Below are 23,441 nucleotides of genomic sequence, written 5' to 3' on the forward strand. Positions count from 1 at the left end.
ATGGGCAACGAAGAACAACTCGAAGACTGGCGCCGCTTCGCATTGCGCGTCGAAAGCGAGGTCGCGAAGGCGATCATCGGGCAAACGGAGACGATCCGGCTCATCAACGTGGCGCTGTTCGCGCGCGGCCACGTGCTGCTCGAAGGCGACGTGGGGGTCGGAAAGACGACGGTGCTGCGCGCCTTCTCGCGCGCGATCGGCGGCGACTTCGAGCGCGTGGAGGGCACGGTCGACCTGATGCCGGGCGATCTGGTCTATCACACCTACGTCGACGCGCAAGGCCGGCCGCGCATCGACCCGGGGCCCTTGCTGCGCCACGGCGAGCGCCTGGTCACTTTCTTCTTCAACGAGATCAACCGGGCCCGGCCGCAGGTGCAGTCTCTGCTGCTGCGGGCCATGGCCGAGCGCACGGTCTCGGCCTTCGACCGCGAATACAGCTTTCCGCACATGACTGTGTTCGCCGACCGCAACAAGGTCGAGCGCGAGGAAACCTTCGAGCTGGCCTCGGCGGCGCGCGACCGCTTCATGTTCGAGCTGAACATGCCCAAGCCGAGCGACCGCGGCATTCGGCAGTCGCTGGTGTTCGACACCGCCTACCACGACACCGAAAGCCTGATCGACAAGGTGGCGCCGGCCATCCTGCCCTGGGACCGGCTCAACGCCATTGGCGCACAGGTGCAGCGCAGCGTGCGCGCCAGCGAGACCATCGAGCGCTATGTGCTCGACGTGTGGGAAGCCACCGAGACGCCGCAGAAGTTCGGCATCCGGCTCGACAACGTGGACATGGACCGCCTGATCCTTGCCGGCGCCAGCCCACGCGGCATGAGCGCACTGCTGCGCGCCGCACGCACGGTCGCCTGGCTCGAGGGGCGCTCGCACCTGGAGCCGGCCGATCTTGCGGCGGTGCTGCCTTCGGTGCTCGGGCATCGCGTGTTCTTCACGCCGGTGTACGAGTTGCGCCGAGCCGAGCTGTCCGAAGCGCTGGTTGCCCAGATCATGGACAAGATCGCAGCGCCTTGACGCCATCGAACTGGCCATGGACCGCGTCGACGAATTCCACTACCAGCTGCCGCGCCGCTTCGGCGGCTGGCGCCCGGGTGCGCAGCGCGGGCTGAGCCAGGGCAGCGGCCAGGAGTTTGCCGCGCACCGGCGCCTGTTCGACCATCCCGATCCGCGCCGCATCGACCTGCGTGCCAGCGTGCGCGATGGGCGCGGCGACTGGCTGGTGCGCATCCACCGGCTGCGCGTGGCCATTCCCGTGCACGTGGTGGTGGACGTGTCGGCCTCGATGCATTTCGGTGCCGAGCGACGCAAGCTCGACGTGGTGGCCGACCTGGTCGAGGCACTGGGCTACAGCGCGTTTCGTGCCGGCGATACGGTCGGACTGCTGGCCTTCGACCAGCGCGAACGTGAAGATCTGTTCGTGCCCGCGCGTCACAGCCGCGGCAACGGCAGCCTGATGGCGCGAATGCTGCGCGACTGCCGCGCCACACCCGGCGCTCCCCTCACGGACGACAGTGCGCTGGCAGGTTTGCGCCGCGCCACCGAACGCCTCGTCGGCCGCGGCGGCCTGGTGTTTCTGGCTTCCGACTTTCACTGGCCGATTGCCGCACTTGGAGAACTGCTCGAACAGTTCGCACCGGCCTGCGTCGTTCCGCTGGTGGTCTGGGACCCGGCCGAAACCGAGCCGCCGGACGCGCGTGCACTGGTCGCCCTGAGCGATGCCGAAACCGGCGTGCGGCGCAGCCTCTGGATGCGCGAATCGCTTCGCACGCGGTGGCGCGACGCGGTCGCAACGCGGCGCGCCGAGCTCACCGCCTTGTTCGAAGCACACGGCATGCCGCCCTTTCATCTGCACGGCCGTTTCGATGCCGAGGCGCTCACGCGCTACTTCATGGAGACGACGGCATGAACCGGCTCCATGCAGCCGTGCTGGTGCTGGCCATGACGGCAACCGCAGCAACCGCGGCCACCGTCGAGCAGCCGCGCGCCTTTGGCCACGTGATCGGCGACGTGCTCACGCAGCGCGTGCTGCTCGAGCAGGCCGGCCAACCGTTGCAGCCGGCCGCACTGCCCAGCACGGCGCGAATCGATCTGTGGCTGGAGCGCAGGCCGTCGCGCATCGAGACCGATACCGAGGGGCGGCGCTGGCTGGCCATCGACTACCAGGTCATCAATGCCCCGCGCGCGCTGACCGCCATCTCGTTGCCGGCGCTCAGCATTGCGACCGCATCCGGCCCGGCGCTGGCGCTGCCTGCATGGCCGATCAGCATCGGGCCGCTGACGCCGCTTGAATTGCTCGGCGAAGGCGACCTGCAGCCACTGCGGCCGGACCGTCCCGTCGCGGCGCTTCCCACCTTTGCCGTCGAGCAGCAGCTGAAGCTCTCGCTTCTTTCGCTGCTGGCGGTGCTCGCGGCGTGGCTCGGCTGGTGGGCGTGGCGCAACCGGCGCGAAGCGCAGAAGCTTCCATTTGCGAATGCCTGGCGCGAACTGAACCGCATCGACGACCCGGCGAGCCCCGAGGCGTGGCGCGTGGTGCACCGCGCGTTGAACAGGAGCGCCGGCCGCGTGGTGCATGGCGCGAGCCTGCCGCAGCTGCTGGCCGACGCACCCTACCTGCGTCCGCTGCAACCGCGCCTCGAGGATTTCTATCGCGAGTCGACACGGCGTTTCTTCTTTGCCGAAAGCGCTGCCGCCCCGACCCAGCCGCAAGCCGCCTACCCGCTCAGGCCGCTGTGCCGTGACTTGCGCAATGCGGAAAAGCGCCACAGGCATTGACGGCCGCCGGACCCATGCGCTTCGACCTATCCCACCCCTGGATGCTCGTGCTGCTGCCGCTTGCGCTGCTGCCGCTGCTGCGCAGGCGCAGCGACACGCTGGGCTTTTCGTATCTGGCCTGGCTGCCGGCCGATCGGGTCGGACGCCTTGTCGGTTTCATGTGGCGCGCCTTTGCGGCCGGCGCCATGGCCTTCACGGTGCTCGGTCTCGCGGGGCCGGGACAATCGGGCGCCGTGGTCGAGCGGCCCGGTCGCGGCGCGGAGGTGCTCATTCTCATGGACCGCAGCAGCAGCATGGACGCGACGGTCCACACCAACGGCCTGCAGACCGCGGGCCGCATGTCGCAAGAGCCCAAGGCCAAGGTCGTGCGCGAACTGCTGAGCGAATTCGTTGCCAAGCGGCCCGACAACCGCTTTGCCTTCATGACCTTCAGCACGGTACCGATCGCGGTGGTGCCCTTCACGCAGAAGACCGACACCGTGCAGGCCGCGCTCGCCGCCACCGCCATCGGTCGCGGCCTGCCCGAGACCCGAATGGATGCCGCGCTGCTGGCGGCCATCGAGGAATTCGAAGGCCGCAGCTATTCGGGAAGCCGCGTGATCCTGATCGTCTCGGATGGCGGCGCTCAGCTGGACGAAGCCACTCGGCAGCGCGTCCACGCCGGCCTCGCGCGGGAGAAGATCGGCCTGTACTGGATCTACGTGCGCAGCGGCCCGAACTCGCCCAACCTCAACACCGAGACGGTGTCGGCCTACGGCCTCGGCGAAGAACTGGCGCTGCACCAGTTCTTCAAGACGCTGACCACGCCCTACCGGCTCTACCAGGTCGACGATTCCAATGCCATGGCGGCAGCCATGGCCGAGATCGACCGGCAGCAGAATTTTCCGCTGACCATTCATGAGCGGGTGCCGCGGCAGGGCCATGGCGCGGCGTTTTATGTGGCGGCGATGCTGTGCTGCGCGGGCCTGCTCGCCTGCCGCGCGGTACAGCTGCAGAGCTGGCGGAAAAATACATGAAACGACGTACGGTTCACCTGGTCTTTGGCGTCGTGAGCCTGTGCTGCGCTGGCGTGGCGCTGGAGCGTGGGCTGCGCCTGCGCCAGACAATGGGCCTGAACGCAGAGATCGCCCGCATCGCTGCCGCGCCGGTCGGCAAGGACGCGACGCCCGCGCCCGTCTCGGCGCCGCGCCAGCTGCAATTGGCCCAGGCGCTGGCGCTGTCCAAGGCCGGCGCGCACGACGCCGCGCTCAAGGGCTTTGCGCCCCTGATCCAGAGCGGTGAACGCGACCCCGTCGCGCAGCAGGCGCTGTTCAACCTGGGCAACATGTACCTGCGCCAAGGCATGGCGCAAGAGGCCGGCGCACTGCCCCTATTCGAACTGGGGAAGCAGCGGCTGCGCGACCTGCTGCGCGCCGCGCCGCAGGACTGGGATGCGCGCTACAACCTGGAGCGCGCGCTGCGGCTCGCGCCCGAGGACCATGAGGCCTTCTCGGCTGAGCAGCAGCCCGCGCACGAGCAGCGCCGAGTCCGTGTTCCGGGCTTCGTTGCGGGAGACCTGCCGTGAGACTCTCATTGCGGCAATGGCTATCCACCGCGCGGCGCTTTGCCGGCAGCAGCGGAAACGGGCCGCTCGTGCTGGCCCTGCTGCTGCTGGCGCTCGCCGTCTGGCCTCCGCGCGTGCAGCTGCAGCGCCCGGTGTTCAACTGGCAGGTGAGTTTCGACATCACGCAAAGCATGAACGTCGAAGACGTGGAGCTCAACCACGCGGCCGTCAGCCGGCTGACCTTGGCCCGCGCGGCCATGCGCGACGTGCTGGGTGCGCTGCCCTGCGGCTCCAAGGTGGGCTGGAGCGTGTTTGCGGACTACCGCTCAGTGGTGATCCTCACGCCGATCGAAGTCTGCAGCCACTACGAAGAGCTGCTGGCCTCGCTCGAACGCATCGACGGCCGCATGCGCTGGGCCAACGCCAGCAACGTCAGCAAGGGCGTGACCTGGGCGGTGCGCGGCGCCCGCAGCATCGGGCCGGACACCAGCTTCGTCTTCATCAGCGACGGGCAGGAATCGCCGCCGCTGCGCATCAACGAGACACCGCCTATGACCGACATCAAGCCCGGCGAGGTGAAGGGGTGGCTGATCGGCGTAGGGGGCGACGTGCCGGTGCCCATTCCCAAGACTGGCAGCAACGGCGAGCCGGCGGGCTACTGGCGTGCCGATGAGGTGGTGCAAGGCTCGGCCATGGGCGGCACGCTGAATCACGAGCATCTTTCAGAGCTCAGGCAAGACCACCTGCGGTCGCTGGCCGAGCTGATGGGTGTGAACTACCGGCGTCTGAACAAGCCGGATGCGCTGATGACGGCCATGCTCGATAGCCGCTACGCGCAACAGGTGCCGGCGGACGCCGACCTGCGGTGGATTCCTGCGCTGCTGGCGCTGCTGCTGCTGGTGTGGCGGTTCGCGCCGGATCTGGGCTGGCTGCGCGAGCGGCGGCCGGCGAAGCGCGAAAAGAAAGCAATCGCCAGCGTGCAGCCGCGCGGACTCACGCGTCCGGCGTGACGAGCGCGGCCGAGAGCCGCCGTGAATTGGCCGGATCGCGGAATACCAGCGGATGCTCGGTGGGCGCCGCCGGGTCGCGCGCGGCTGCGCGCTCCACCGCTTCCACCACGCGGTGGTGGTCCGGGCTCTTCGCGCACACCGGGTCGGCGGCGGCCGCATCCTGCGCCAACAGGTACGCCTGGCAGCGGCAGCCGCCCAGGTCCTGCTCGCGCTGGTCGCAGCTCGCGCAAGGCTCCTTCATCCAGCCGGTGCCGCGATAGCGGTTGAAGCCTTCCGAGTCGAACCAGATCTCGCGCAGGCTGTGCGCCTTCACGCTCGGAAACTCGAGCCCCGGCAGCATCTTGGCGGTGTGGCAAGGCAGCGCAGTACCGTCCGGCGCCACGGTGAGGAACATGCTGCCCCAGCCGTTGACGCATTTCTTGGCCTTGCCCTCGTGGTAGTCGGGCGCGACGAAGAAGATGCGCATGCGTTCGCCCAGCCGTTTGCGCCAGGCGTCGGTCACCTCCTCGGCGTGGCGAAGCTGCTCGTGCGTGGGCAGCAGCTGGTCGCGGTTGACGAAGGCCCACGAGTAGTACTGCGTGTTGGCCAGCTCGAGGTACTCGGCGCCCATCTCGTGCGCCATCTCGATGATGCGGTCGATGTGGTCGATGTTCATGCGGTGGATCACCACGTTCAGCACCATCGGCCAGCCCTGGTCCTTGATGATCTTCGCGACCTTGTTCTTCAGCTCGAAGGTCTTGGTGTGCGAGAGAAAGTCGTTCATCTCGCGCGTGGAGTCCTGGAACGACAGCTGCACGTGGTCCAGACCCGCGGCCTTGAGCGCGGCGGCACGCTGAGCGGTGAGGCCGACGCCGGAGGTCAGCAGGTTGGTGTAGTAGCCCAGCCGCGCCGCCTCGGCGATGATGACTTCGAGATCGTCGCGCAAGAGCGGCTCGCCGCCCGAGAGGCCGCATTGCACGGCGCCAAGCTCGCGGCCCTCGCGCAGCACGCGCAGCCAATCGTCGGTGCTGAGCTCGTCCTCCTGCCGGGCAAAGTCGACGGGGTTGAAGCAGAACACGCAATGCAGCGGACAGCGGTAGGTGAGCTCGGCCAGCAGCCAGAGCGGGGGTCCGGGGCGGGGTGCCGCGGTGGTCATGCGGCGTCCCACCGCAGCCAGTTCTGCTGCGCCGCCATTTCGACGAAGCCGCGCACCTCGGGTTCGAGCCCGGTGGTGTCGAAGGCTTGTTCCAGGTCGGCCACGATCTGCGCCACGCTGCGCTCGCCGTCGCAGCGCTTCATGATCTCGCCCGCGCTGCCGTTGAGCCGCACCATGCCTTCGGGATAAAGCAGCACATGGCATTCCTGCGCCGGCTCCCATTGCAGGCGAAAGCCGGGACCGACGCGGGGTTTGCTCTCGGCGGTGAGCATGGTCTTGCTCGCTGTCATGCGCCGCTCACGCCGTAGCGCGTGGCCATTGCGTCGTTCATGGCCCAAAGGATGTCGAGCTTGAACTGCAGCACTTCCAGCGCGCGCTCCTGCAGCGCACGGGTGTCGAAGTGGTCGAGCGTGATGGCCAGGCCCTGCTCCACGTCGCGCCGCGCCTGGCTCACGCGGTTGCGAAAGTAGGTCAGGCCGCCCGTCTCGATCCAGCCGTAGTACTCCGGCCAAGTGGCCAGGCGCTGCTTGTGGATTTCTGGCGCGAAGAGTTCGGTGAGCGAGGAGCACACCGCCTCCTGCCATGGCGCACGGCGCGCAAAGTTCACGTAGGCATCGACCGCGAAGCGCATGGCCGGCACCACGTGGCGCAGGTCGAGCACCTCTTCGCGCGAGAGGCCCACGGCCTCGGCCAGGCGCAGCCACGCTTCGATGCCGCCTTCGTCCTTGATTCCGCCGAGCTCGAAGCCGTCGTGGTCGAGGATGCGCTGCACCCACCCGCGCCGCACCGCGGGATCGGGGCAGTTCGAGATCACCGCGCCGTCCTTGATGGGGATCGCGATCTGGTAATAGAAGCGGTTTGCCACCCAGCCGCGGATCTGCTCAGGCGTAGCCCGGCCGCTGTTGAGCATGACGTTGAACGGATGGTGGATGTGATAGCTGCGGCCGCGCTCCCGCAGCTTGGCTTCGAACTCTTCACGGCTCCATGCCGGCGCTGATTTGTCGCTGCCCGCGGCCGTGCGAAATGGGTCCTGGATTCTGTCGGCGTGCATGGTGTCGCGCTGGAGCGCTATCAATCAGAGTTGAATGGTCATTCCGTCTTCGCACGGTTCGATGCCTGCGCGCCTGAGCGCCGCGTGCTCTTCGGAATCTTCGTCGAGGATCGGGTTGGTGTTGTTGATATGGATCAGCATGCGCCGTTGGGTGGTCGGCGGCAACCGGGACAACCACTCGATCATTCCGCCCTCGCCCGACTGCGGCAGGTGGCCGATCTCTCGAGCATGCTTGCCGCTGACGCCAAGGCGCACCATCTCGTCGTCGGTCCAGAAGGTGCCGTCGACCATGACCGCATCAGCATTGGCCATGGCGTCGAACACGGGCGGCGTGATGGCGCCGAGGCCCGGCGCATAGAACAGGCTCTTGCCGCTCTTGCGGTCGAAGATCGTCACGCCGATGTTGTCGCCCTCCACCTGCTGCTCGCGGTGCGGCGAATACGGCGCGGCCTTGCCGGTCAGCGCCATCGCGCGAAAGCTCAGGTCGGGCACGCCGGGCACTTCGAACGCGCTGCCGTCGAGTGCAATCGGATGGCGTGCCACGCCGCAATAGTGCGAGAGCACGCGCAGCACGGGATTACCCTGACTCAGGTCTTCAGCGACGGGGTCTGTGCACCACAGCGGGAGCGGCGTGCCGCGCTCGCGCAGCATGAAGAGGCCGGTGGCATGGTCGATCTGTCCATCGATCAGCACCACGCCGGCAATTGCGGTGTCGCGCATCTTGCGCGCCGGCTGCAGCACCGGGCTGCTGCGGATCTGCTCCAGGATGTCGGGCGAGGCGTTGAACAGCACGCCGTCGGTGCTGTCGTCGGGCCGCACGAATATGGAGGACTGCGTGCGCGGCTTGGCGCGCACCGTGCCCGCGCGCACACCGGCGCAATTGGGGCAGTTGCAGTTCCATTGCGGAAAGCCGCCGCCGGCGGCCGAGCCCAATACGGTGATGCGCATCGAAGAAAAAAGATGGAGGAAGAAGTTCGAAACAACCCGCCCCGGGGTTAGCGGGACGGGTTGTGACGAGGCGCGCAATCAGCGTGCGCTGACGTACATCGTGATCTCGAAACCGAAGCGAAGATCAGTTGCCGTCGGGGTTTCCCATTTCATGTAGTGTCTCCTGCAGAGGTTGCACAGCGCCACGCGGCGGCTGCGGGAACTTCGTACGCTCCAGCACGCATATTGAACCCATGAACCACCAAGACCTAGCCGTGAAATCATGAATGGGACTTCATGATTTTCATGAATAGCGGCCGTGGGGTCACCGCGTACCATGGCCCCCGTGCTTCCTACCGGCCTGTACCCCGAATCTCCGCCCTGGCGAACCCATGCATTGGCGGTCTCGCACGGGCACGTGCTGCATGTAGAAGAAAGTGGTGATCCGGCGGGCATCTGCGCCGTGGTGCTGCATGGCGGGCCCGGATCGGGCAGCTCGCCGCTGCTGCGCCGCTTCTTCGATCCCGCGCGATATCGCGTGATCGCCATCGACCAGCGGGGCGCTGGCCGGAGCCGACCGCGCGGCGAGACGGCGCACAACAGCACGGCCGATCTTCTGGACGATCTGCGGCATGTGCGCGAACAGCTCGAAGTGCCGCGCTGGCTCGTGGCCGGCGGCTCGTGGGGTGCGACGCTGGCGCTCGCCTACGCGGCATTCGAACCACGGGCAGTGGCGGCCCTGCTGCTGCGCGCGGTGTTCCTTCCGCGGGTCGAAGATATCGAGGCTTTCTTCCAGGACAGGGCCGGCCGCGCGCCGGCCGCATGGGCGCGTTTCGCGTCCGTGGCGCCGGCCGGCCAGCGCCACGACATGCTGGGCTTCCTGGCTCGCGGGCTGTCGAACGCATCGTCCGGCGATGGGGACCTGCCCCGGCGGCTCGCGCTTGCCTGGTGGCGCTGGGAGCAGACGCTGGCGCGCGGCGAGGCCACGCCAGGCGACGAGCCGGCGCCCACCATCGACGCCGAACTCGACCGCGCCACGCTCGACGCACTGGTCGACCGCTATCGCGTGCAGAGCCACTACCTTCAGCACCGCTGCTGGCTCGATGCGCCTCCGCTGCTCGATCGCCTCGGCGCGCTGCCGCAGGTGCCGACCCTGCTGCTGCATTCGCGCGACGACGGCATCTGCCGCCCCCAAGGTGCAGAGGCCGTGCACGGCCGCATTCCGCACAGCCAACTGCGTTGGGTCGACGGCGCAGGACACGACCCCTCGCATCCGGCCATGGCCACCGCGATGGTCGCCGCACTCGACAGCTACGCGCTGCTCGGCCACTTCGGCGACGGACGGGCGCCATGACGCTGCGTCTGAAGATCAACCTCATCGTCAGTTTGCTGACCCTGCTGTTCGTCACGGCCATGCTCGCACTGCAGCTGCGCGCCATGCGCGAATCGGTGCACGAGGAAGTCGTGGCGGCCAACCGCGTGGCCGCACAGCTGCTGAACCGCACCGCATGGCTCTATGCGGCCCAGGGCACGCCGGCGATGCTGTCGTTCCTGCAGGGCGTGGGGCGCGTGCGCTCCAACGACATCACGCTGCTCGACAACGACGACCAGGTCTTGTACAGCTCGCCGACCTCGGTCTACAAGGCCGGCCGCGATGCGCCCGACTGGTTCGCCGGCTTGGTCTCGCCGCCACCCTCTAAGTTGTCCATCGCCTTTCCGGGCGGCAAACTGGTGGTGCACTCCAACGCGTCGCGCGCCGTGCTCGATGCCTGGGACGATTTCGTATTGCTGATGCTCAGTGCGCTCGGCTTGCTGGCGGTCGTCAATGCGGGCGTGTTCTGGCTCGTGGGCCGTGCGACGCGACCGTTCGCCGATATTGTCGATGCGCTCAACCAGCTCGAGAGCGGGCGCTTCGACGTGGCACTGCGCGCCCTGCCTGGCACCGAGGCCGCGGCCATCGGCGCCGCTTTCAACCGCATGGTCGGCATGCTGCAGCAGCACATCGAAACCGAGCGGCGCGCGGTGCGGGCCGAAAGCCGGTTGTCCGAAAGCCGCGAACTGGGCCGCTGGGTCGACCAGAAGATCGAGCAGGAACGCCGCCTCATCGCACGCGAGCTGCACGACGAGCTGGGCCAATCGGTCACCGCGATGCGCAGCATGGCCCTGTCCATCGCGCAGCGCGTGCAGGCGCTCGACCCGCAGGCGGAGCAAGCGGCGCGGCTGATCGCCGATGAATCGGCGCGCCTGTACACCGCCATGCACGGCATGATCCCGCGCCTCACGCCGCTGGTGCTCGACAAGTTCGGCCTGGTGGCCGCGCTCGAAGACCTGGTCGAGCGCACGCGCAACAGCCATGGCGGCGTGGAGATCGAATGGCGCCTCGGCATCGAGCTCGACCGCCTCCGGCTGGATACCGACACTGCGCTGGTGCTGTACCGTGCGGCGCAGGAAGGCATCACCAATGCGCTGCGGCACGGCGAGGCGCACCGCATCGTGCTGGCGCTGGAAGGCGACGAACACGCGGTGAATCTCATGCTCACCGACGACGGCCGCGGCCTTCCCGGCCCTGAGGCCGCAAGGGAAACCAGCGTCGGGCACTATGGCCTGCGTTGGCTCGCCGAGCGCATCGACAGCCTGGGCGGCGAATTGCGCCTTGAACCCGCCGTGCCAAGCGGCGCCCGATTGACGGTGCGCCTGCCCTTGCCGGCGGCCGCCACGGAGAATTCATGAACAACCAAGCGGATCAGACGATTCGAGTGATGCTGGTCGACGACCATGCGCTGGTGCGCATGGGCTTTCGCATGCTGCTGGCCGATGCGAAGATCGAGGTGGCAGCCGAAGCCGACACCGGCGAGCAGGCCTGCCAGGACTATCCGCAGGTGCGGCCCGACCTAGTGGTGATGGACCTCTCGATGCCCGGCATGGGCGGCCTGGAAGCCCTGCGGCGCTTGCTGGCCCACGACCCGAAGGCGCGCGTACTGGCACTGTCCGCTCACGAGGACACGATCCATCCACGCCGCGTGCTGCGCGCCGGGGCCCTGGGCTACCTGGCCAAGCGCAGCGCGCCCGAGGCGCTGATCGCGGCTGTAAGGGCCGTGGCGCGCGGCGAGCGCTACATCGACGCGACCACCGCGCAGGCCCTGGCCACGGCGCAGATCGAAGGGGAAGCCAACCCGGCCGACCTGCTCAGCGAGCGCGAGTTCTCGGTGTTCATCCAACTCGCGCGCGGCATGACGGTGGCGCAGATTGCGAGCACGCTGAATTTGTCGCTCAGCACGGTGGGCTCGCACCTGTACCGCGTGAAGCAGAAGCTGGGCGCGGTCAACCAGGCCGAGCTGACATGGGTGGCGCTGCGCTGGGGGCTGATCCAGGTTTAGGGCGCCCGCGCACGGGCCTTCGGTTCAGCTGCGCTCGAGAATCGGCCAGCCGGCTTTCAGCGCATGGGCGCGCAGTCGCTGGTCAGGAGCCACCGCCACCGGGTCGGACACCGCCTCCAGCAACGGCAGGTCGCTGGTCGAATCGGAATAGAACCACGACTGCTCTAGTGCCTCGAGGCGCGTGCCGTGCAGCGCCAGCCACTGGTTGACGTGCATCAGCTTGTGCACGCCGAAGCACGGGTCGCCGTCGATGCCGCCGTCGAGCGTGTCGTCAACCACCAGCGAGCGCGTCGCCAGCACGTCGGCCACGCCGAACACGCGGCCGAAGGGCTCGGCGATGAAGCGGGTGGTGGCGGTCACGATGGCGCAGAGGTGGCCCTCATCCTGGTGCTTTTTCACCAGCGCACGCATCTGATCCGGCACGTGCGGCGCCATCTCGGCCTCGAACTCCGCGGCCCATTGCCGGAGCCTGGCCATGCCAAAGCTTGCCAGCGGCGCAACGCTGGCACGATGCAGCTCACGGATGTCGAGCGTCCCGTCCACGTATTGCTGGCAGTAACCCAGGTAGACGGTCTCGGCATTTGCCGGCAGCACGCCGCGCGCCACCAGGAAGCGCGTCCAGGCCATGCCGCTGTCGAACGGGATCAGCGTGTGGTCGAGGTCGAACAGCGCGAGCTTCATCGCGGAACCGGAATCGAAGCGCGCTCCCGCCTCAGGCGGCCGATGCCGCGTGGACCTGCGGCTGCAACGGCGGCCGCAACCGGGATGGCACCTGAGGAAGTTGCAGCTGCGCCGGCAGCACGCCGCGCAGCGCATTGCACACCACCAGCTTCTGCGCCGCCTGCAAGTCTTCCAGCGACAGGCTGCGTTCCGCGGCCTCCCAGATCGAGTCTTCGATCAGCACGCCGCGCATCACGCCGGGCAGCGCGCCGTCGGCAACAGGCGGCGTCCACCAACCCCCGTCGATGCGCGCGAACACCGTGCTGCGCCCGCCTTCGACGAGCCGGCCGTCTTCCGTGAAGAACAGGCTGTCAAAGGCACCGGCGCGCTCGGCGGTGCGCACGCCGGCATCGTAGTGCTGGCGCACCGTGGTCTTGTGCGCGGCCAGCGGGTTGGCATTGGGCAAGCGATGGCTTGCAATGAGCAGCTTCACCGCGCCGGGCGGCAACGGCGGCAGCGCCGAGTGCGTGATGCCGATGCGCCCGTCGTGTGCAAGCGCCAGACGCAGGCGAGAAGGCTGGTCGGGCGCCAGCGTGGGCAACGTATTCCGCAGCGCCTCCATCGCAGCATCGGTGTTGAACTCGAAGCCCAGCACCCGCGCGCTGCCCGCCAGCCGCCCCAGGTGGCGGTCGAGATAGCGGATGCCGTCGGCCGGCGTGGCCAGCATGGTTTCGAACAACTCGAAACCGGGATCGAGGGCCGTCAGGAAGCGCGCCTTGAGCAGGCACTCCTCGAACTCGTCGGCCGCGTTGCTGTCCTGCACGATGCCGGCGCCAATGCCCAGCCGCAGCGGCCTTGCGCCCTCCTTCGATTCGGTGCCGAGCGTGAGCGTGCGAATGGCCACGGAGAGGCAGAAATCGCCGATGGACGCGCCCTCCGCAGGAGCATCGATCCAGCCGATCGCGCCGCAATAAAGGCCGCGCGGCGTGCTCTCCAGCTGGGCAATCCATTCCATCGTGCGGTGCTTGGGCGCACCGGTGATCGAGCCGCAGGGGAACACCGCGCGCAGCAGCTCGGGCATGCCCACACCCGGACGCAGCGTCGCCTGTACGGTCGAGGTCATCTGGAACACCGTGGCGTACGGTTCGATGGCAAAGAGCGTGGGCACCTTGACCGAGCCGGTGCACGCCACGCGGCCGATGTCGTTGCGCAGCAGGTCGACGATCATCACGTTCTCGGCCCGGTTCTTGGTATCGACCGACAGCAGGCGGGCCATCTCGCTGTCGCCCTCCGGCGCATCGACGCGCGCCGCGGTGCCCTTCATGGGCCGCGCGGTGAGCACGCCGCCGTCATGGCGCAAGAAAAGCTCGGGCGAGCACGAGAGCACGTGGGTGATGTCGCCTTCGTTGCTTTCAGGCAGCGCGATCAGCGCGCCGTAGGCCACGGGCTGCCTTTCGCGCAGGCGCCGGTACAGCGCCACCGGCGAACCATGGCTCCGGCCCTGCAGCCGGTAGGTGAAGTTGACCTGGTAGGTCTCGCCCGCCGCGATGGCGTCGTGAATGCGCGCGATGGCGTCGGTGAAGGCGGCCTCGTCGATGCTGGGCTGCAGGTCCATTACACCGGCGGGCCGGGGGTGGCCGCCGTCGAGCACCTCGCCGGCCTCGTGCTGTTCGAACTTTTCGAGCCAGCTCGCGACCTCATCGGCCGAGAGCTTTTCGCAATCGCGGAACATCAGAACGCGCAGTGCCGATGCATCGTCGGCCGCGAGTCGCGCCTGTCCCGCGTGCAGCAGCTTGGCGCCCCATTCGTAGTCGGCCAGCAGCACCGCGTGCAGGCCCTGCCGAAGATCGGCATCGACCCGCGCCCACACGCCGTCGAGGCCGGCTGCGTCGGTGCACCGGTGCTCGCGCACGAAGCCGGCGTGCAGCCGGCTGGTGGGCCGCTCGGGCGTCGAGCCGCAGTCGTCGAGGAGCGCGAAGGAAGGCAAGGTCAGCTCCAATCGTCCATATCGTGCTTGATGCGGTGGCGATTGGCAATCAGCTCGTCCACCGAGGGCTCATTGTGGAGTGCACGGCGGATCGCGAGCTTGGTGGCTTCGTAGTTGGTACGGTACATGTCTTTCTTGTCCAGGTCCTGGTCCTTGGCGCAGCGCGGATCGATCCACACCAGGCTGATGATGCACAGCGTATTGGCATGTTCTTTGGGAATGATGCCTTCGATCAGGCAATCGACCACCGCGTCGGCCGTGGCGCTCTGCACCACGCCGCCGAACAGGTCGATGTTGGCCACGTCCTTCAGCGTGACCTTGGGCACCATGATGGTCGCCGGCCGCACGAGCTGGTTGCAGGCGCGGATCGCGAACATCGCAGTGTGGCCCTTGCTCTGCGCCATCATGTTGGCAAAAGCCTGGCCCACCGGGCCATCGGTCGCGCCGATCAGGATCTCCGGCATGGCATCGGTGAACTGGCCTTCCCTGGCGAGCACGGTGGCTTCGCCGGCATGAAAAAGATAAGGATGCGTCATAGGCACTCGAGATTGAAAGTTGGGAAGGAAGTCATAAGCACGTGATCAGCTCGCCCTTGCCATCCGCCGAAAGATCGCCCAAATGGCGCTCGATGCGGCGTGCCGGCAGGTCGCTGAACAATCCGCCATGGCGCGCGAGGTCTCGCGCCAGAAGCGCCCAGAACACCGGCGTTGCAGCCCGGTTGGGCACGAAGGTCAGCGCCGATCCAATGCCTTCCGGCAAGGCCGCACCGGCCTCCGCGAAGACGATGCTGCCGCGGCGCATGCCAAAGCCCGCATGCGCGCCAACGCTGCCACCCGCGCCGATCGTACCCGCCACCATGCGCGAGCCCAGGAAAGCGCCCGCGCCGCCATGGACAAGCGCGGTGCCGCGGCGCATGCGGTCGCCGAAGCGCTCGCCCGCATTGCCATGGACGACCAAGGTGCCGCCGCGCATGCCGTCCATGCTGCCGGGCAAGGTGCTGGCGGCAAAGTCGCCGACGTCGCCCTTCACGTCGATGCTGCCGCCGGCCATTTCGCAGGCGGCCAGGAGGCCCGCATGGCCGTCGATGCGCAACTCGCCGCCGCGCATGCAGCCCCCCGCGTAGTGACCCGCGTGCCCTTCGACGCGGATGCTGCCGCCGTCCATCTGCCAGCCGATGCGGTCGAAGCGCTCGAGGCTGCCTTCGAAGCGAAGCACGCCCTCTTCGCCCGGCGCAACGTCGAACAGTTCGGCCAGCGGCAGCATCTCGTTGCCATGGCCCACGGGCAGCTGCCGCACCTGGGCGGCCGAGAGTTCCGCGAGCGCCGCCGGGGTAATGCCGCGCAAGTCGACGCGCAATGCCGGCGCCTGCCGCAGCCTGAAATGCCATCCGCTCATGAGGCATCTCCCGCTGTGCCGAGCAGCTTGTGCAAGTGGAAGTGGAACGGGCCCAGCTTGCCGCCGTAGTTGCCGGCCGAGATGCGCAGCAGCCCGCCTGCCGGGCCAATGTTGATGGCCGCCTCCATGCCGACGCGCATGGCCGCGGCCACATCGGCTTCGGTCAATCCGTCGATCACGATCTCCATCACGCAGCCGATCTCCTGTGCGGACTCGCCGCCGCTCGCCAACTCGCTGTGAGGCACCAGGCCGACGAGGCTGGGGCAGAACGCATCGTTGGTCGAGGCGCTCAGGTTCGCATAGCGGCTGCCGACCTTGGAGCCCGAGCGCACCACGCCGCCCGGAAAGGGCATGACCACATTGGGCAGCCGCTTCATCGCCACCACCGCGGCTTCGGCGGCGGCCAGCGCGCCATCGGTGTCGCGCGCCAGCAGCAGCAGGTTGCCGCCGCCCACGGCCTTGACCACGGGCGTGTCTTCCTGTGCGACGAACTCGCCGTCCATCACCGGCACGCGCCAGTAGCGCACGCCGTCGATCATTTTGGATATCTGCCAGCCGTCGCCGAAGAAGCGCAGGTTCTTGCCGAGCGCCGCCACGTCGCTGCCTGCGCCCTTCGGCAGGCCCGCGAACACGGCCGTGGTCGGGCAGGTCAGCACGCATTGGCCCACGCGGCGTTCGAGCTGCTTGCCGAGTTCCTTGCCCGACATGGAGAAAATCAGCACGCTCACGCCTGGCCGACCATCGGGCGTTTCATGCGGGCCGAGCTCGCGTTCGATGCCGGCCTCGCAGCCGCAGGCGATCACCGAGGTGGCGAAACCGGTGGCCGACACGCCGGCGTGGCGTGCCCACTCGAGCGTGTGCGCAGTGATGACAATACGCGTGGCCTTCATCGGAAAGGCCTCGGCAAAGGTTTCGTCGATGACAACGCCGTTGCGCAGCACGGAGGATGGAGCCGTCGCCTTCATGACGACGACGCCTCCTGGAAGCAAGCCGCCGGCAGCAGGCGCCCGCCGTTGCAGCACTGGCACAGCTCGTCGTGTCCGATGGCAATGTGGTCGAAGTTGACCGAGCCCTGTGCCGCGAGATGCCGGCGCAGGCGCTGCTCGATGCCGCGGTCGTAGTCCGGCGCGACGAAGTGCGTGCCTCCCACTGGCGCAGCGGTGACTCGCCCCGCGCGCGACACCAGCACGCCGTCCTTGAACACGTATTCGGGGGTCGCGAACATCGCCTCGCGGTTGGCGTTCTCGCGGTACACCGCAATGTCGGCCGCGGCGCCCGTGCCCAGGTGGCCGCGGTCAGGCAGGCCAAGCAGGCGCGCGGGTCCGGCACGCGTCATGATGGCAATCTCGTACAGCGAGAACTCGCGCGTGATCGAGCGCAGCGCGGCCTGCGCCGCCACCTCGGGGTGCAGCTTGGCAAGCTGTTCCTCGCGAAAGCTGCGGTCCATCAAGAGGCGGATCAGGTGCGGGTAGCTCGTGAACGGGCCGCCATTGGGATGGTCGGTGGTCAGCACCACGCGCCACGGATCGTCGACCAGCAAGAAGATCTCCAGCCCGATGACCCACTGCAGCGCATTCACATAGCTCTGCTCGCGGTAGCGGAACGGCACCACACCGCAGCCGGCTTCGCATTCGATGTCGGCGCCGATCCACTTGCGCGGATCGGCCAGGCCCGACTGCGCATGCTGGCGCATCGTGTCGCCCGATGCCGTGACGGTCTGGCCGAACATGATCTGGCCTACGTCGATGCTGACGTTCTTGTTCGCGTTCACCACTTCGGCAAGCTGCAGCGCGGCCGAAGAAAACTTCTTCGGTCCCTCGGTGCCGTAGGCGTGGAACTGGATGTGCGTGAGGTGTCCGGGCAGGCCGTCCAATGCGGCGATGGTGTCGAGCGTGGACTGGATGTTGCCGGCCACGCCCAGGTTGCTGCCGTGGATGTGCAGCGGATGCGGCACGCCGAGCTCGCGCAGCGCGCGGGCCAGCGTGTGCACCACCTGCCGCGGCGTGACCTGCCAGTGCACGTGGTTCTCGTCGACGTCGAGCTTGCGCTGGTTGAACTTGAAGGCCGAGATCCCGCCGGGGTTCACCACCTTCACGCCCATCGCCTTGCTGGCGTTGATGGTCCAGCCCGCGTAGTCGCGAATGCGCTCGAAATCCCAGCGCTCGGCCAGCATGCGCAGAAACAGCTCGTCGTTGCCGAGCATCACGTAGGCGCCATGGTCGAGGATGGGCGTGTCGCCCATCTCCATGTGCGTGTGGCGCGCGTTGCAGGCCATCATGGCCGGCTCGAAGGCCGCTGTGTAGCCCATCTCGACGTAGCGGTAGCCGGTGGCCAGCGTGCCGGGCGTGCAGGTGCCGCAGGAGGCCAGCTCCAGCACGTTGTCGGGCAGCGCCACGGGGTTTGCATTGGCGCGGTGGTCTTCGGGCAGCAGCATGCGCGCGAGGTTGACCTTGCCGCCGCCGATGTGGGTGTGCATGTCGATGCCGCCCGCCATCACGATGCAGCCGCCGAGGTCGATCTCCTCGGTGGCAGCTTCGTGCGGCGCCAGCTCGACCATGCGGCCGTCGCGCACGTACAGGTCGCGCACCTCGTCGCAACCGTTCGCAGGGTCGATGACGCGGCCGCCGCGCAGGCGAAGTGTGGCCGTCATTGCACGCGCCCCTTCTTCTGCGCCTTGACCGCATCTGTCAGGCGTCGAGCCACGTCGGCGACGCTCGGCAGCCCATCTGCGTACAACGGCCGGAGCGGCAACATCACCGAGCCGTCGGTGCGGAACAGATGGCCGCCGGAACCGATGCCCGGCGTCGACACGGGAATGAACACATGCTCACGCGCATCGTGCGGCAGGCGCATGGCCGGATGGCCGAGCACGATGCACGGCACCTCCGTAGGGGGTGGCGAAGGCTCGGGGCCGTAGCTCGACACCCACAGCAGCGTGTCCGCCCCGCGGTCCGCCAACAGGCGTTCGGCATCGAAGCACAGCGGCTCGTGCTCCAAGCCCAACGGCCCGGCCCGCGAGCGCAGCGGCAGGCCCGACAGCCAGGCGAACACCTGGTTCACGGTGGAAGCACCATCGCCGCCGCCCAGCGGCAGCGAGGCTGCGCGCGTGCTGCGGTTGAGCGTGCCGACGATGCGCTGGATGGCCTCGATGATCAGCGCTCCCTGGGCAGGCAGGCGGGCCGATTCGTACACCAGCACCGCATAGCGGGCCGCCTTCAGGCGCGCCGACAACGCCGCCAGCTCGGCGGGCACGCGATCGTCGTCCAACCGGACGCGGCCCGCCACGAGCGCAGCCAACAGGGCCACGGTGTCGAACAGGTCGCCGTGCAGGGGCAAGGTCTCGATGGCCAGGTCTTCGCGGTCCCCCGCTCCGCAGCGGTGGAAGAATTCAGGGTAGTGCGCCGTGGGCTCCACGGTCATGCAGACGATCAGGTCGGCGCGCGTGCGCACCTCTGCCAGCGTGGTGCTGAAGCCTCCGCGATCCTGCAATGCGCGCAGACCATGCATCAGCGCCTTTCCCTGTGCGGGGTCGCAGATGGCACCCGTCTCGCAGGCCAGCGCATAGAGGGCTCGCGCGCCGGCGACGTCGGTGCCGAGGCCGCCGAACAGGGGCTGGCGGCTGACGGCCAGCAGAGAGGCGGCGGCGGCCAGCGCGGTATCGAGATTGCAGTCGCGGCCATCGACCCGTGGCTGCCCCGCGCTGGCGGTGGCATCGAAATTGGCCAGGCCATTGCGCGCACGCGGGCAATCGCTGCCCACGAGCTTCAGCGGCGTGCCGGGCGGCCCGATGTCGACGTCGAAGGTGTCGCACAACAGGGGACAAAACGGACAGGTCCACGGGGCATTGGCGGGCTGCGTGGCAGTGTCGGATTCATTCATGGGCAGGCCACCACGCAAGCCATGTGCCATTCAGCCGCAAGGCCCGTGCGCCTAGGGGTAGCACCCTATGACACACAGTTTGTGAGACATAGTGTTGCGCTTTTGGCGGTCAATGCGTGCCGGCGGGGGCCTCCGGCGGCGCATGCGAGCGCCATCGGGGATGGCACGGTTCGTGAGTGCAGCGGGTTGATGGCATGCCTCAACCACCCCCGTTGCGCCACCCCCGGCAGATCAGCGGCGCACGCGCGGCAGTTGGAGGTCGTGCAGCGCGCTGGCCACCAGCCAGGCATCGGCGCCGGCCGCGCTGGCACGCGCCAGGTCCTCCTCACTGCGGATCCCGCCAGCACCGATCACGGTGGCGCCCGGTGCCAGGCGCCTCACGTCCTGAAGGGTTTCCAGGTCGGGCCCGGCGCCGGAGCCGACGCGCTCGAGCGTCATGACGATCAGCCGCTTTGGCCACAGGTCGACCGCCTCCCAGCAGCCGGCGTGGTCCAGGCGCTGGCCGCCGCGCCGGTCAAGCGACAGCGCGGCGCCCGACTGGCCCGCACCGGCGCTCTCTTCGTCCCTTGCGAAGCAGCGTTCCAGCGCCTCGCGCGAACGCAGCGATTCGCTGCCGTACACCAGCACGATGCGCGACGCATACGGCGCCAGCTGGCCGCGCAGCGCCTCGCCGGCAGCTGCATCGGCCAGGCCCGCATCGAGCCACAGCTCGACCTCGGGCAGCGCCCGCAGCAGATCGGCCAGCACCGCGATCTGCACCGCGCCGCCTTGCAGGGCATCGAGGTCGGCCACGTACAGCTGCCGCGCCGCGCAGTGGTCGCAAAGAATGCGCGCCACAGTGACCGGGTCGCTGCTGGCGCACAGCGCCGAAACGATCGGCCGGTAGGCCTTGCGGTCGCCGCGCACGGCCCTCACCACCTGGCCCTGCAGCAGGTCGACGACGGGGATCAGGTTCAGTTCGGAAGTCATGGGAAAGAGCCCGGAAAGTGGATGATGAAATGACGACACGCGTTTTTGTTTACGAGTATCTCAGCGGCGGCGGATGGAGCGACTACGGCGACGATGCGGCCGCCGACGAGCTGTTGCCGCTGGGCCTGTCGATGCGCGATGCCATGGTGGCGGACCTGCGGCGCGTTGCCGATTGTTCGGTCTCGGCGGCGGTCTGCGAACCGGGGAACACCCTGCCCGCCGGCGCAGTGCCGCTGCGGCCGCGCGCCAACGAATCGGCCTTCGACTTCGTGGCGCGGCAAAGCGCGCTGCATGACCTGGTGTGGCTGGTGGCGCCCGAAACGGACGGCCTGCTGGCGCGCTTCCAGCGAACGGTGGGCAATGCGCGCTGGCTCGGCTGCAGCGTCGAAGCCATCGAACTCACGGCCGGCAAGAAAGCCACGCTCGCTCACCTGGCCGCCCACGGCGTGCAGACGACCCTGGCTTTTGCCGATGCGCCCGATATCGCACGCTGGGTGGTCAAGCCCGACGATGGCGCGGGCGGCGTGGCCACCTACGTGCACACTCGCCAGGCGGATGCGCGGGGCGACATGGCACGGCGTACGGAGGCTGGCGCCACCTTGACCCTCGAGCCCTGGATCGAAGGCGAAGCCTTGAGCCTCTCGCTGCTGTGCACGGCGCAGAATGCCGAAATGCTGAGCATCAACCGCCAACGCATCTCCATCGACGAGCATGGAAGACTGTCCTTCGATGGCGTGAACGTCGATGCAGTGAGCCGCACCGATTCGCGCCGGGCTCCCCTGGCGGCACTGGCCCAGCAGGTGGCGCGCGCCATCCCCGGACTGCACGGTTTCGCAGGCATCGACCTGGTCTGGCATCCGGAGCGCGGGCCGGTGGTGATCGAGGTCAATCCGCGCGTCACCTGCGCCTATGTCGGGCTCTCGGCGGCGCTGGGCCGCAACCTGGCCGCGGAGCTGCTGGCAGACCGGCTGCACGGCTGCGGCGCTCAAGAACGGGAACTTGCGCGTGCCGTCGCCTGAACGCGCCACCGTCGGGTGGGACATCGGCGGCGCGCATGTCAAGGCCTGCCTGCTGCAAGGCGGCGAGGTGGTCGACGTGGCGCAATGGGGCTGTCCGCTCTGGCAGGGCCTCGATCATCTGACGCGCGCTCTGCAAGCCGCAGAGGCGCGCTGGCCTGGCCTGGGCGCAGCGCAGCATGCGGTGACCATGACCGGCGAAATGGTCGACCTCTTTCCCGATCGCGAAGCCGGCGTGCGAGGCATTGCCTCTGCGCTTTCGGCATCACTCCCCGTGCCGCCAGGCGCCCTGCACTTCTTTGCCGGCGATGCCGGTTGGTGCGCCACCGCCGCGGACGTTTCGCGGCACTGGGAGCACATTGCCTCGGCCAATTGGCTCGCCACCGCGCGGCATGCGGCGCTTGTGTTCCCTGAAGGCGTGCTGGTCGACATCGGCAGCACCACCACCGACCTGATCGCGTTCGGCAACGAGGGCGTGCTGACCACCAGCCGCACCGACGCCGAACGCCTGGTGAGCGGCGAGCTCGCCTACCACGGCGTGGTGCGAACCCCGGTATGTGCGCTGACGCAGCGGATCGAATGGCGCGGCCAGGCACGGCACGTGATGAACGAGTTCTTCGCCACCACGGCCGACGTCTACCGGCTGTGTGGCGAGCTCGACCCGGCGCACGACCTGTACCCGAGCGCCGACAACGCGGACAAGGGCCTGCCCGCAACGCGCCAACGCCTCGCGCGCATGGTGGGGCTGGACGAGCGCGACGCCTCCGCGGGCGAATGGCTGGATCTTGCGCGGGCCTGGCGCACGGCACAGGTCGACGCCATTGCCGGGCAGCTGCGCCGCGTGCTGGCCGCGCATGCGCTCTCGCGCGAGGCCGTGATCGTGAGCGCGGGCTGCGGTGCCTTCCTGGTGCCCGATCTGGCGGCCGCCGCGGCTGCCGAAAGTGCCGGTTCAGTCCCGCGCCGCTTTGCCGCCTACGGCGGCGACGTTGCGCGCGTGGCCCGCCATGCGGCCGCGGGCACCACCACCTGGGCACAGGTGTGCGCACCGAGCGTCGCGGTGGCGGCGCTGTTCGAACGGGAGCACGACTGATGTGGGTCGTCAAGATCGGCGGCAGCCTTTGTTCGGACCCGGTGCTGCCGCAGTGGCTCGACCTCCTGACGCAGATCGGCGGCGGGCGCGTCACCGTGGTCTGCGGCGGCGGCACCTTTGCGGATGAAGTGCGGCGCGTGCAGTCGCACTGGCAGTTCAACGACCTGGCCGCCCACAACATGGCCGTGCTGGCCATGGCGCAGACGGCCTACCAGCTGCATGCGCTGAATCCGGGCTTGCAGCTGGCCACGCGCAAGACCGACATCCCCGACCTGCTGCGCCAGGGAAAGACGGCCTTGTGGCTGCCACTCGAACTGCGCCGCGACCACCCCGACGAGCGCACCGGGTGGGACGCCACGTCGGACACCATTGCGCTCGATCTGGCGAAGCATCTCAATGCCGAGCAACTGGTGCTGGTCAAGTCGTGCGCCATTGATCCACAGATGACGCTGGCGGAGCTTGGCGATGCCGGCGTGCTCGACCAGCAGTTTGCCGAACAGTCCGACGACGCGGCTTTTCCGATCACGCTGCTTCACAAGAACCAGCTGGCGATCATGCGGTCGTTGCTGCTGGGCGAGGCCACCTTCACGCCCCGCTGAACACCGAGCTTGCCGGCGCAAGAAA

The 23,441-nt window shown here is 68.4% G+C and carries 25 protein-coding genes; 12 read left to right on the forward strand and 13 right to left on the reverse strand.

The features are described 5' to 3' along the window. Genes BLR24_RS00890 through BLR24_RS00915 form a run of 6 tightly spaced genes read left to right on the forward strand, consistent with a single transcriptional unit; the run spans position 1 to position 5,331 of the window. A complete protein-coding gene (locus tag BLR24_RS00890; RefSeq protein WP_093011278.1) occupies positions 1-1,020 on the forward strand; it encodes an AAA family ATPase in 1,020 nt (339 codons plus the stop codon). 16 nt (positions 1,021-1,036) lie between these two features. Continuing rightward, entirely contained in the window at positions 1,037-1,912 is an 876-nt protein-coding gene (locus tag BLR24_RS00895) for a DUF58 domain-containing protein (protein ID WP_093011281.1), read from the forward strand. Next, positions 1,909-2,778 carry a calcium incorporation protein MxaA gene (locus BLR24_RS00900; protein WP_093011284.1) on the forward strand — a complete coding sequence of 290 codons (870 nt, stop codon included), beginning with the start codon at positions 1,909-1,911 and terminating at the stop codon, positions 2,776-2,778. Before BLR24_RS00895 ends, BLR24_RS00900 begins: the two co-directional genes overlap by 4 nt. A gap of 14 nt (positions 2,779-2,792) precedes the next feature. Continuing rightward, complete coding sequence (locus BLR24_RS00905; protein ID WP_093011287.1) at positions 2,793-3,794, forward strand: vWA domain-containing protein; 1,002 nt, start codon at positions 2,793-2,795, stop codon at positions 3,792-3,794. Further along, complete coding sequence (locus tag BLR24_RS00910) at positions 3,791-4,342, forward strand: MxaK protein (protein ID WP_093011290.1); 552 nt, start codon at positions 3,791-3,793, stop codon at positions 4,340-4,342. Before BLR24_RS00905 ends, BLR24_RS00910 begins: the two co-directional genes overlap by 4 nt. After that, complete coding sequence (locus BLR24_RS00915; RefSeq protein WP_093011294.1) at positions 4,339-5,331, forward strand: vWA domain-containing protein; 993 nt, start codon at positions 4,339-4,341, stop codon at positions 5,329-5,331. The genes BLR24_RS00910 and BLR24_RS00915 overlap by 4 nt, the downstream gene beginning before the upstream one ends. On the opposite strand, the gene pqqE is transcribed toward BLR24_RS00915, so the two are convergent. From pqqE to pqqA, 5 genes are all read right to left on the reverse strand, one after another. After that, entirely contained in the window at positions 5,315-6,466 is a 1,152-nt protein-coding gene (gene pqqE / locus BLR24_RS00920) for a pyrroloquinoline quinone biosynthesis protein PqqE (protein WP_093012685.1), read from the reverse strand. The genes BLR24_RS00915 and pqqE overlap by 17 nt on opposite strands. After that, positions 6,463-6,756 carry a pyrroloquinoline quinone biosynthesis peptide chaperone PqqD gene (pqqD, locus tag BLR24_RS00925; protein WP_093011297.1) on the reverse strand — a complete coding sequence of 98 codons (294 nt, stop codon included), beginning with the start codon at positions 6,754-6,756 and terminating at the stop codon, positions 6,463-6,465. The genes pqqE and pqqD overlap by 4 nt, the downstream gene beginning before the upstream one ends. Continuing rightward, positions 6,753-7,517, reverse strand: a complete 765-nt coding sequence (pqqC, locus tag BLR24_RS00930) for a pyrroloquinoline-quinone synthase PqqC (protein ID WP_093012687.1) — start codon at positions 7,515-7,517, stop codon at positions 6,753-6,755. The genes pqqD and pqqC overlap by 4 nt, the downstream gene beginning before the upstream one ends. Positions 7,518-7,541: 24 nt before the next feature. After that, positions 7,542-8,465 carry a pyrroloquinoline quinone biosynthesis protein PqqB gene (gene pqqB / locus BLR24_RS00935; RefSeq protein WP_093011300.1) on the reverse strand — a complete coding sequence of 308 codons (924 nt, stop codon included), beginning with the start codon at positions 8,463-8,465 and terminating at the stop codon, positions 7,542-7,544. A gap of 78 nt (positions 8,466-8,543) precedes the next feature. Further along, positions 8,544-8,618, reverse strand: coding sequence for a pyrroloquinoline quinone precursor peptide PqqA (gene pqqA / locus BLR24_RS00940; RefSeq protein ID WP_010100094.1), 75 nt, complete (start codon positions 8,616-8,618; stop codon positions 8,544-8,546). A gap of 163 nt (positions 8,619-8,781) precedes the next feature. Between pqqA and BLR24_RS00945 the strand changes: the two genes are divergently transcribed. The 3 genes from BLR24_RS00945 to BLR24_RS00955 are packed head-to-tail and all read left to right on the forward strand — an operon-like array spanning position 8,782 to position 11,821. Then, a complete protein-coding gene (locus BLR24_RS00945; RefSeq protein WP_254787116.1) occupies positions 8,782-9,798 on the forward strand; it encodes an alpha/beta hydrolase in 1,017 nt (338 codons plus the stop codon). Continuing rightward, a complete protein-coding gene (locus tag BLR24_RS00950) occupies positions 9,795-11,174 on the forward strand; it encodes a histidine kinase (protein WP_093011303.1) in 1,380 nt (459 codons plus the stop codon). The genes BLR24_RS00945 and BLR24_RS00950 overlap by 4 nt, the downstream gene beginning before the upstream one ends. Then, positions 11,171-11,821, forward strand: coding sequence for a response regulator (locus tag BLR24_RS00955; protein WP_093011307.1), 651 nt, complete (start codon positions 11,171-11,173; stop codon positions 11,819-11,821). Before BLR24_RS00950 ends, BLR24_RS00955 begins: the two co-directional genes overlap by 4 nt. A 24-nt stretch (positions 11,822-11,845) precedes the next feature. On the opposite strand, the gene BLR24_RS00960 is transcribed toward BLR24_RS00955, so the two are convergent. From BLR24_RS00960 to BLR24_RS00995, 8 genes are all read right to left on the reverse strand, one after another. Next, a complete protein-coding gene (locus BLR24_RS00960) occupies positions 11,846-12,502 on the reverse strand; it encodes an HAD family hydrolase (protein WP_093011310.1) in 657 nt (218 codons plus the stop codon). A gap of 31 nt (positions 12,503-12,533) precedes the next feature. Next, positions 12,534-14,468: an aminodeoxychorismate synthase component I gene (pabB, locus tag BLR24_RS00965; protein WP_093012692.1), complete on the reverse strand. Its 1,935-nt coding sequence runs from the start codon at positions 14,466-14,468 to the stop codon at positions 12,534-12,536. Between the two features lie 2 nt (positions 14,469-14,470). After that, positions 14,471-15,004, reverse strand: a complete 534-nt coding sequence (gene fae, locus BLR24_RS00970; protein WP_093011313.1) for a formaldehyde-activating enzyme — start codon at positions 15,002-15,004, stop codon at positions 14,471-14,473. A gap of 31 nt (positions 15,005-15,035) precedes the next feature. Beyond that, on the reverse strand, positions 15,036-15,863 hold the full coding sequence (locus tag BLR24_RS00975) for a formylmethanofuran dehydrogenase subunit C (protein WP_093011316.1): 828 nt from the start codon (positions 15,861-15,863) through the stop codon (positions 15,036-15,038). Continuing rightward, positions 15,860-16,828, reverse strand: a complete 969-nt coding sequence (gene fhcD, locus BLR24_RS00980; RefSeq protein WP_093011319.1) for a formylmethanofuran--tetrahydromethanopterin N-formyltransferase — start codon at positions 16,826-16,828, stop codon at positions 15,860-15,862. Before fhcD ends, BLR24_RS00975 begins: the two co-directional genes overlap by 4 nt. Continuing rightward, positions 16,825-18,513 (reverse strand): formylmethanofuran dehydrogenase subunit A, encoded by a 1,689-nt coding sequence (locus tag BLR24_RS00985; RefSeq protein WP_093011322.1) that lies wholly within the window; start codon positions 18,511-18,513, stop codon positions 16,825-16,827. The genes fhcD and BLR24_RS00985 overlap by 4 nt, the downstream gene beginning before the upstream one ends. Further along, a complete protein-coding gene (locus tag BLR24_RS00990) occupies positions 18,510-19,742 on the reverse strand; it encodes a molybdopterin-binding domain-containing protein (RefSeq protein ID WP_093011324.1) in 1,233 nt (410 codons plus the stop codon). Before BLR24_RS00990 ends, BLR24_RS00985 begins: the two co-directional genes overlap by 4 nt. Before the next feature lie 231 nt (positions 19,743-19,973). After that, positions 19,974-20,711, reverse strand: a complete 738-nt coding sequence (locus tag BLR24_RS00995) for a HisA/HisF-related TIM barrel protein (RefSeq protein WP_093011327.1) — start codon at positions 20,709-20,711, stop codon at positions 19,974-19,976. Between the two features lie 29 nt (positions 20,712-20,740). Here BLR24_RS00995 and BLR24_RS01000 point away from each other — a divergent pair, with 29 nt between their 5' ends. From BLR24_RS01000 to BLR24_RS01010, 3 genes are read left to right on the forward strand one after another with little or no spacing between them, the layout of a single operon-like run. Further along, on the forward strand, positions 20,741-21,730 hold the full coding sequence (locus BLR24_RS01000; RefSeq protein WP_093011330.1) for an ATP-grasp domain-containing protein: 990 nt from the start codon (positions 20,741-20,743) through the stop codon (positions 21,728-21,730). After that, the gene (locus tag BLR24_RS01005) at positions 21,717-22,817 is read left to right on the forward strand and encodes a hydantoinase/oxoprolinase family protein (protein ID WP_254787117.1); all 1,101 of its coding nucleotides are present in this window, start codon (positions 21,717-21,719) and stop codon (positions 22,815-22,817) included. The genes BLR24_RS01000 and BLR24_RS01005 overlap by 14 nt, the downstream gene beginning before the upstream one ends. Then, positions 22,817-23,416: an amino acid kinase family protein gene (locus tag BLR24_RS01010; RefSeq protein ID WP_093011336.1), complete on the forward strand. Its 600-nt coding sequence runs from the start codon at positions 22,817-22,819 to the stop codon at positions 23,414-23,416. Before BLR24_RS01005 ends, BLR24_RS01010 begins: the two co-directional genes overlap by 1 nt. Positions 23,417-23,441: the final 25 nt, after the last annotated feature.

The organism is Variovorax sp. OV700 (assembly GCF_900099805.1).
Classification (GTDB): Bacteria; Pseudomonadota; Gammaproteobacteria; order Burkholderiales; family Burkholderiaceae_C; genus Variovorax.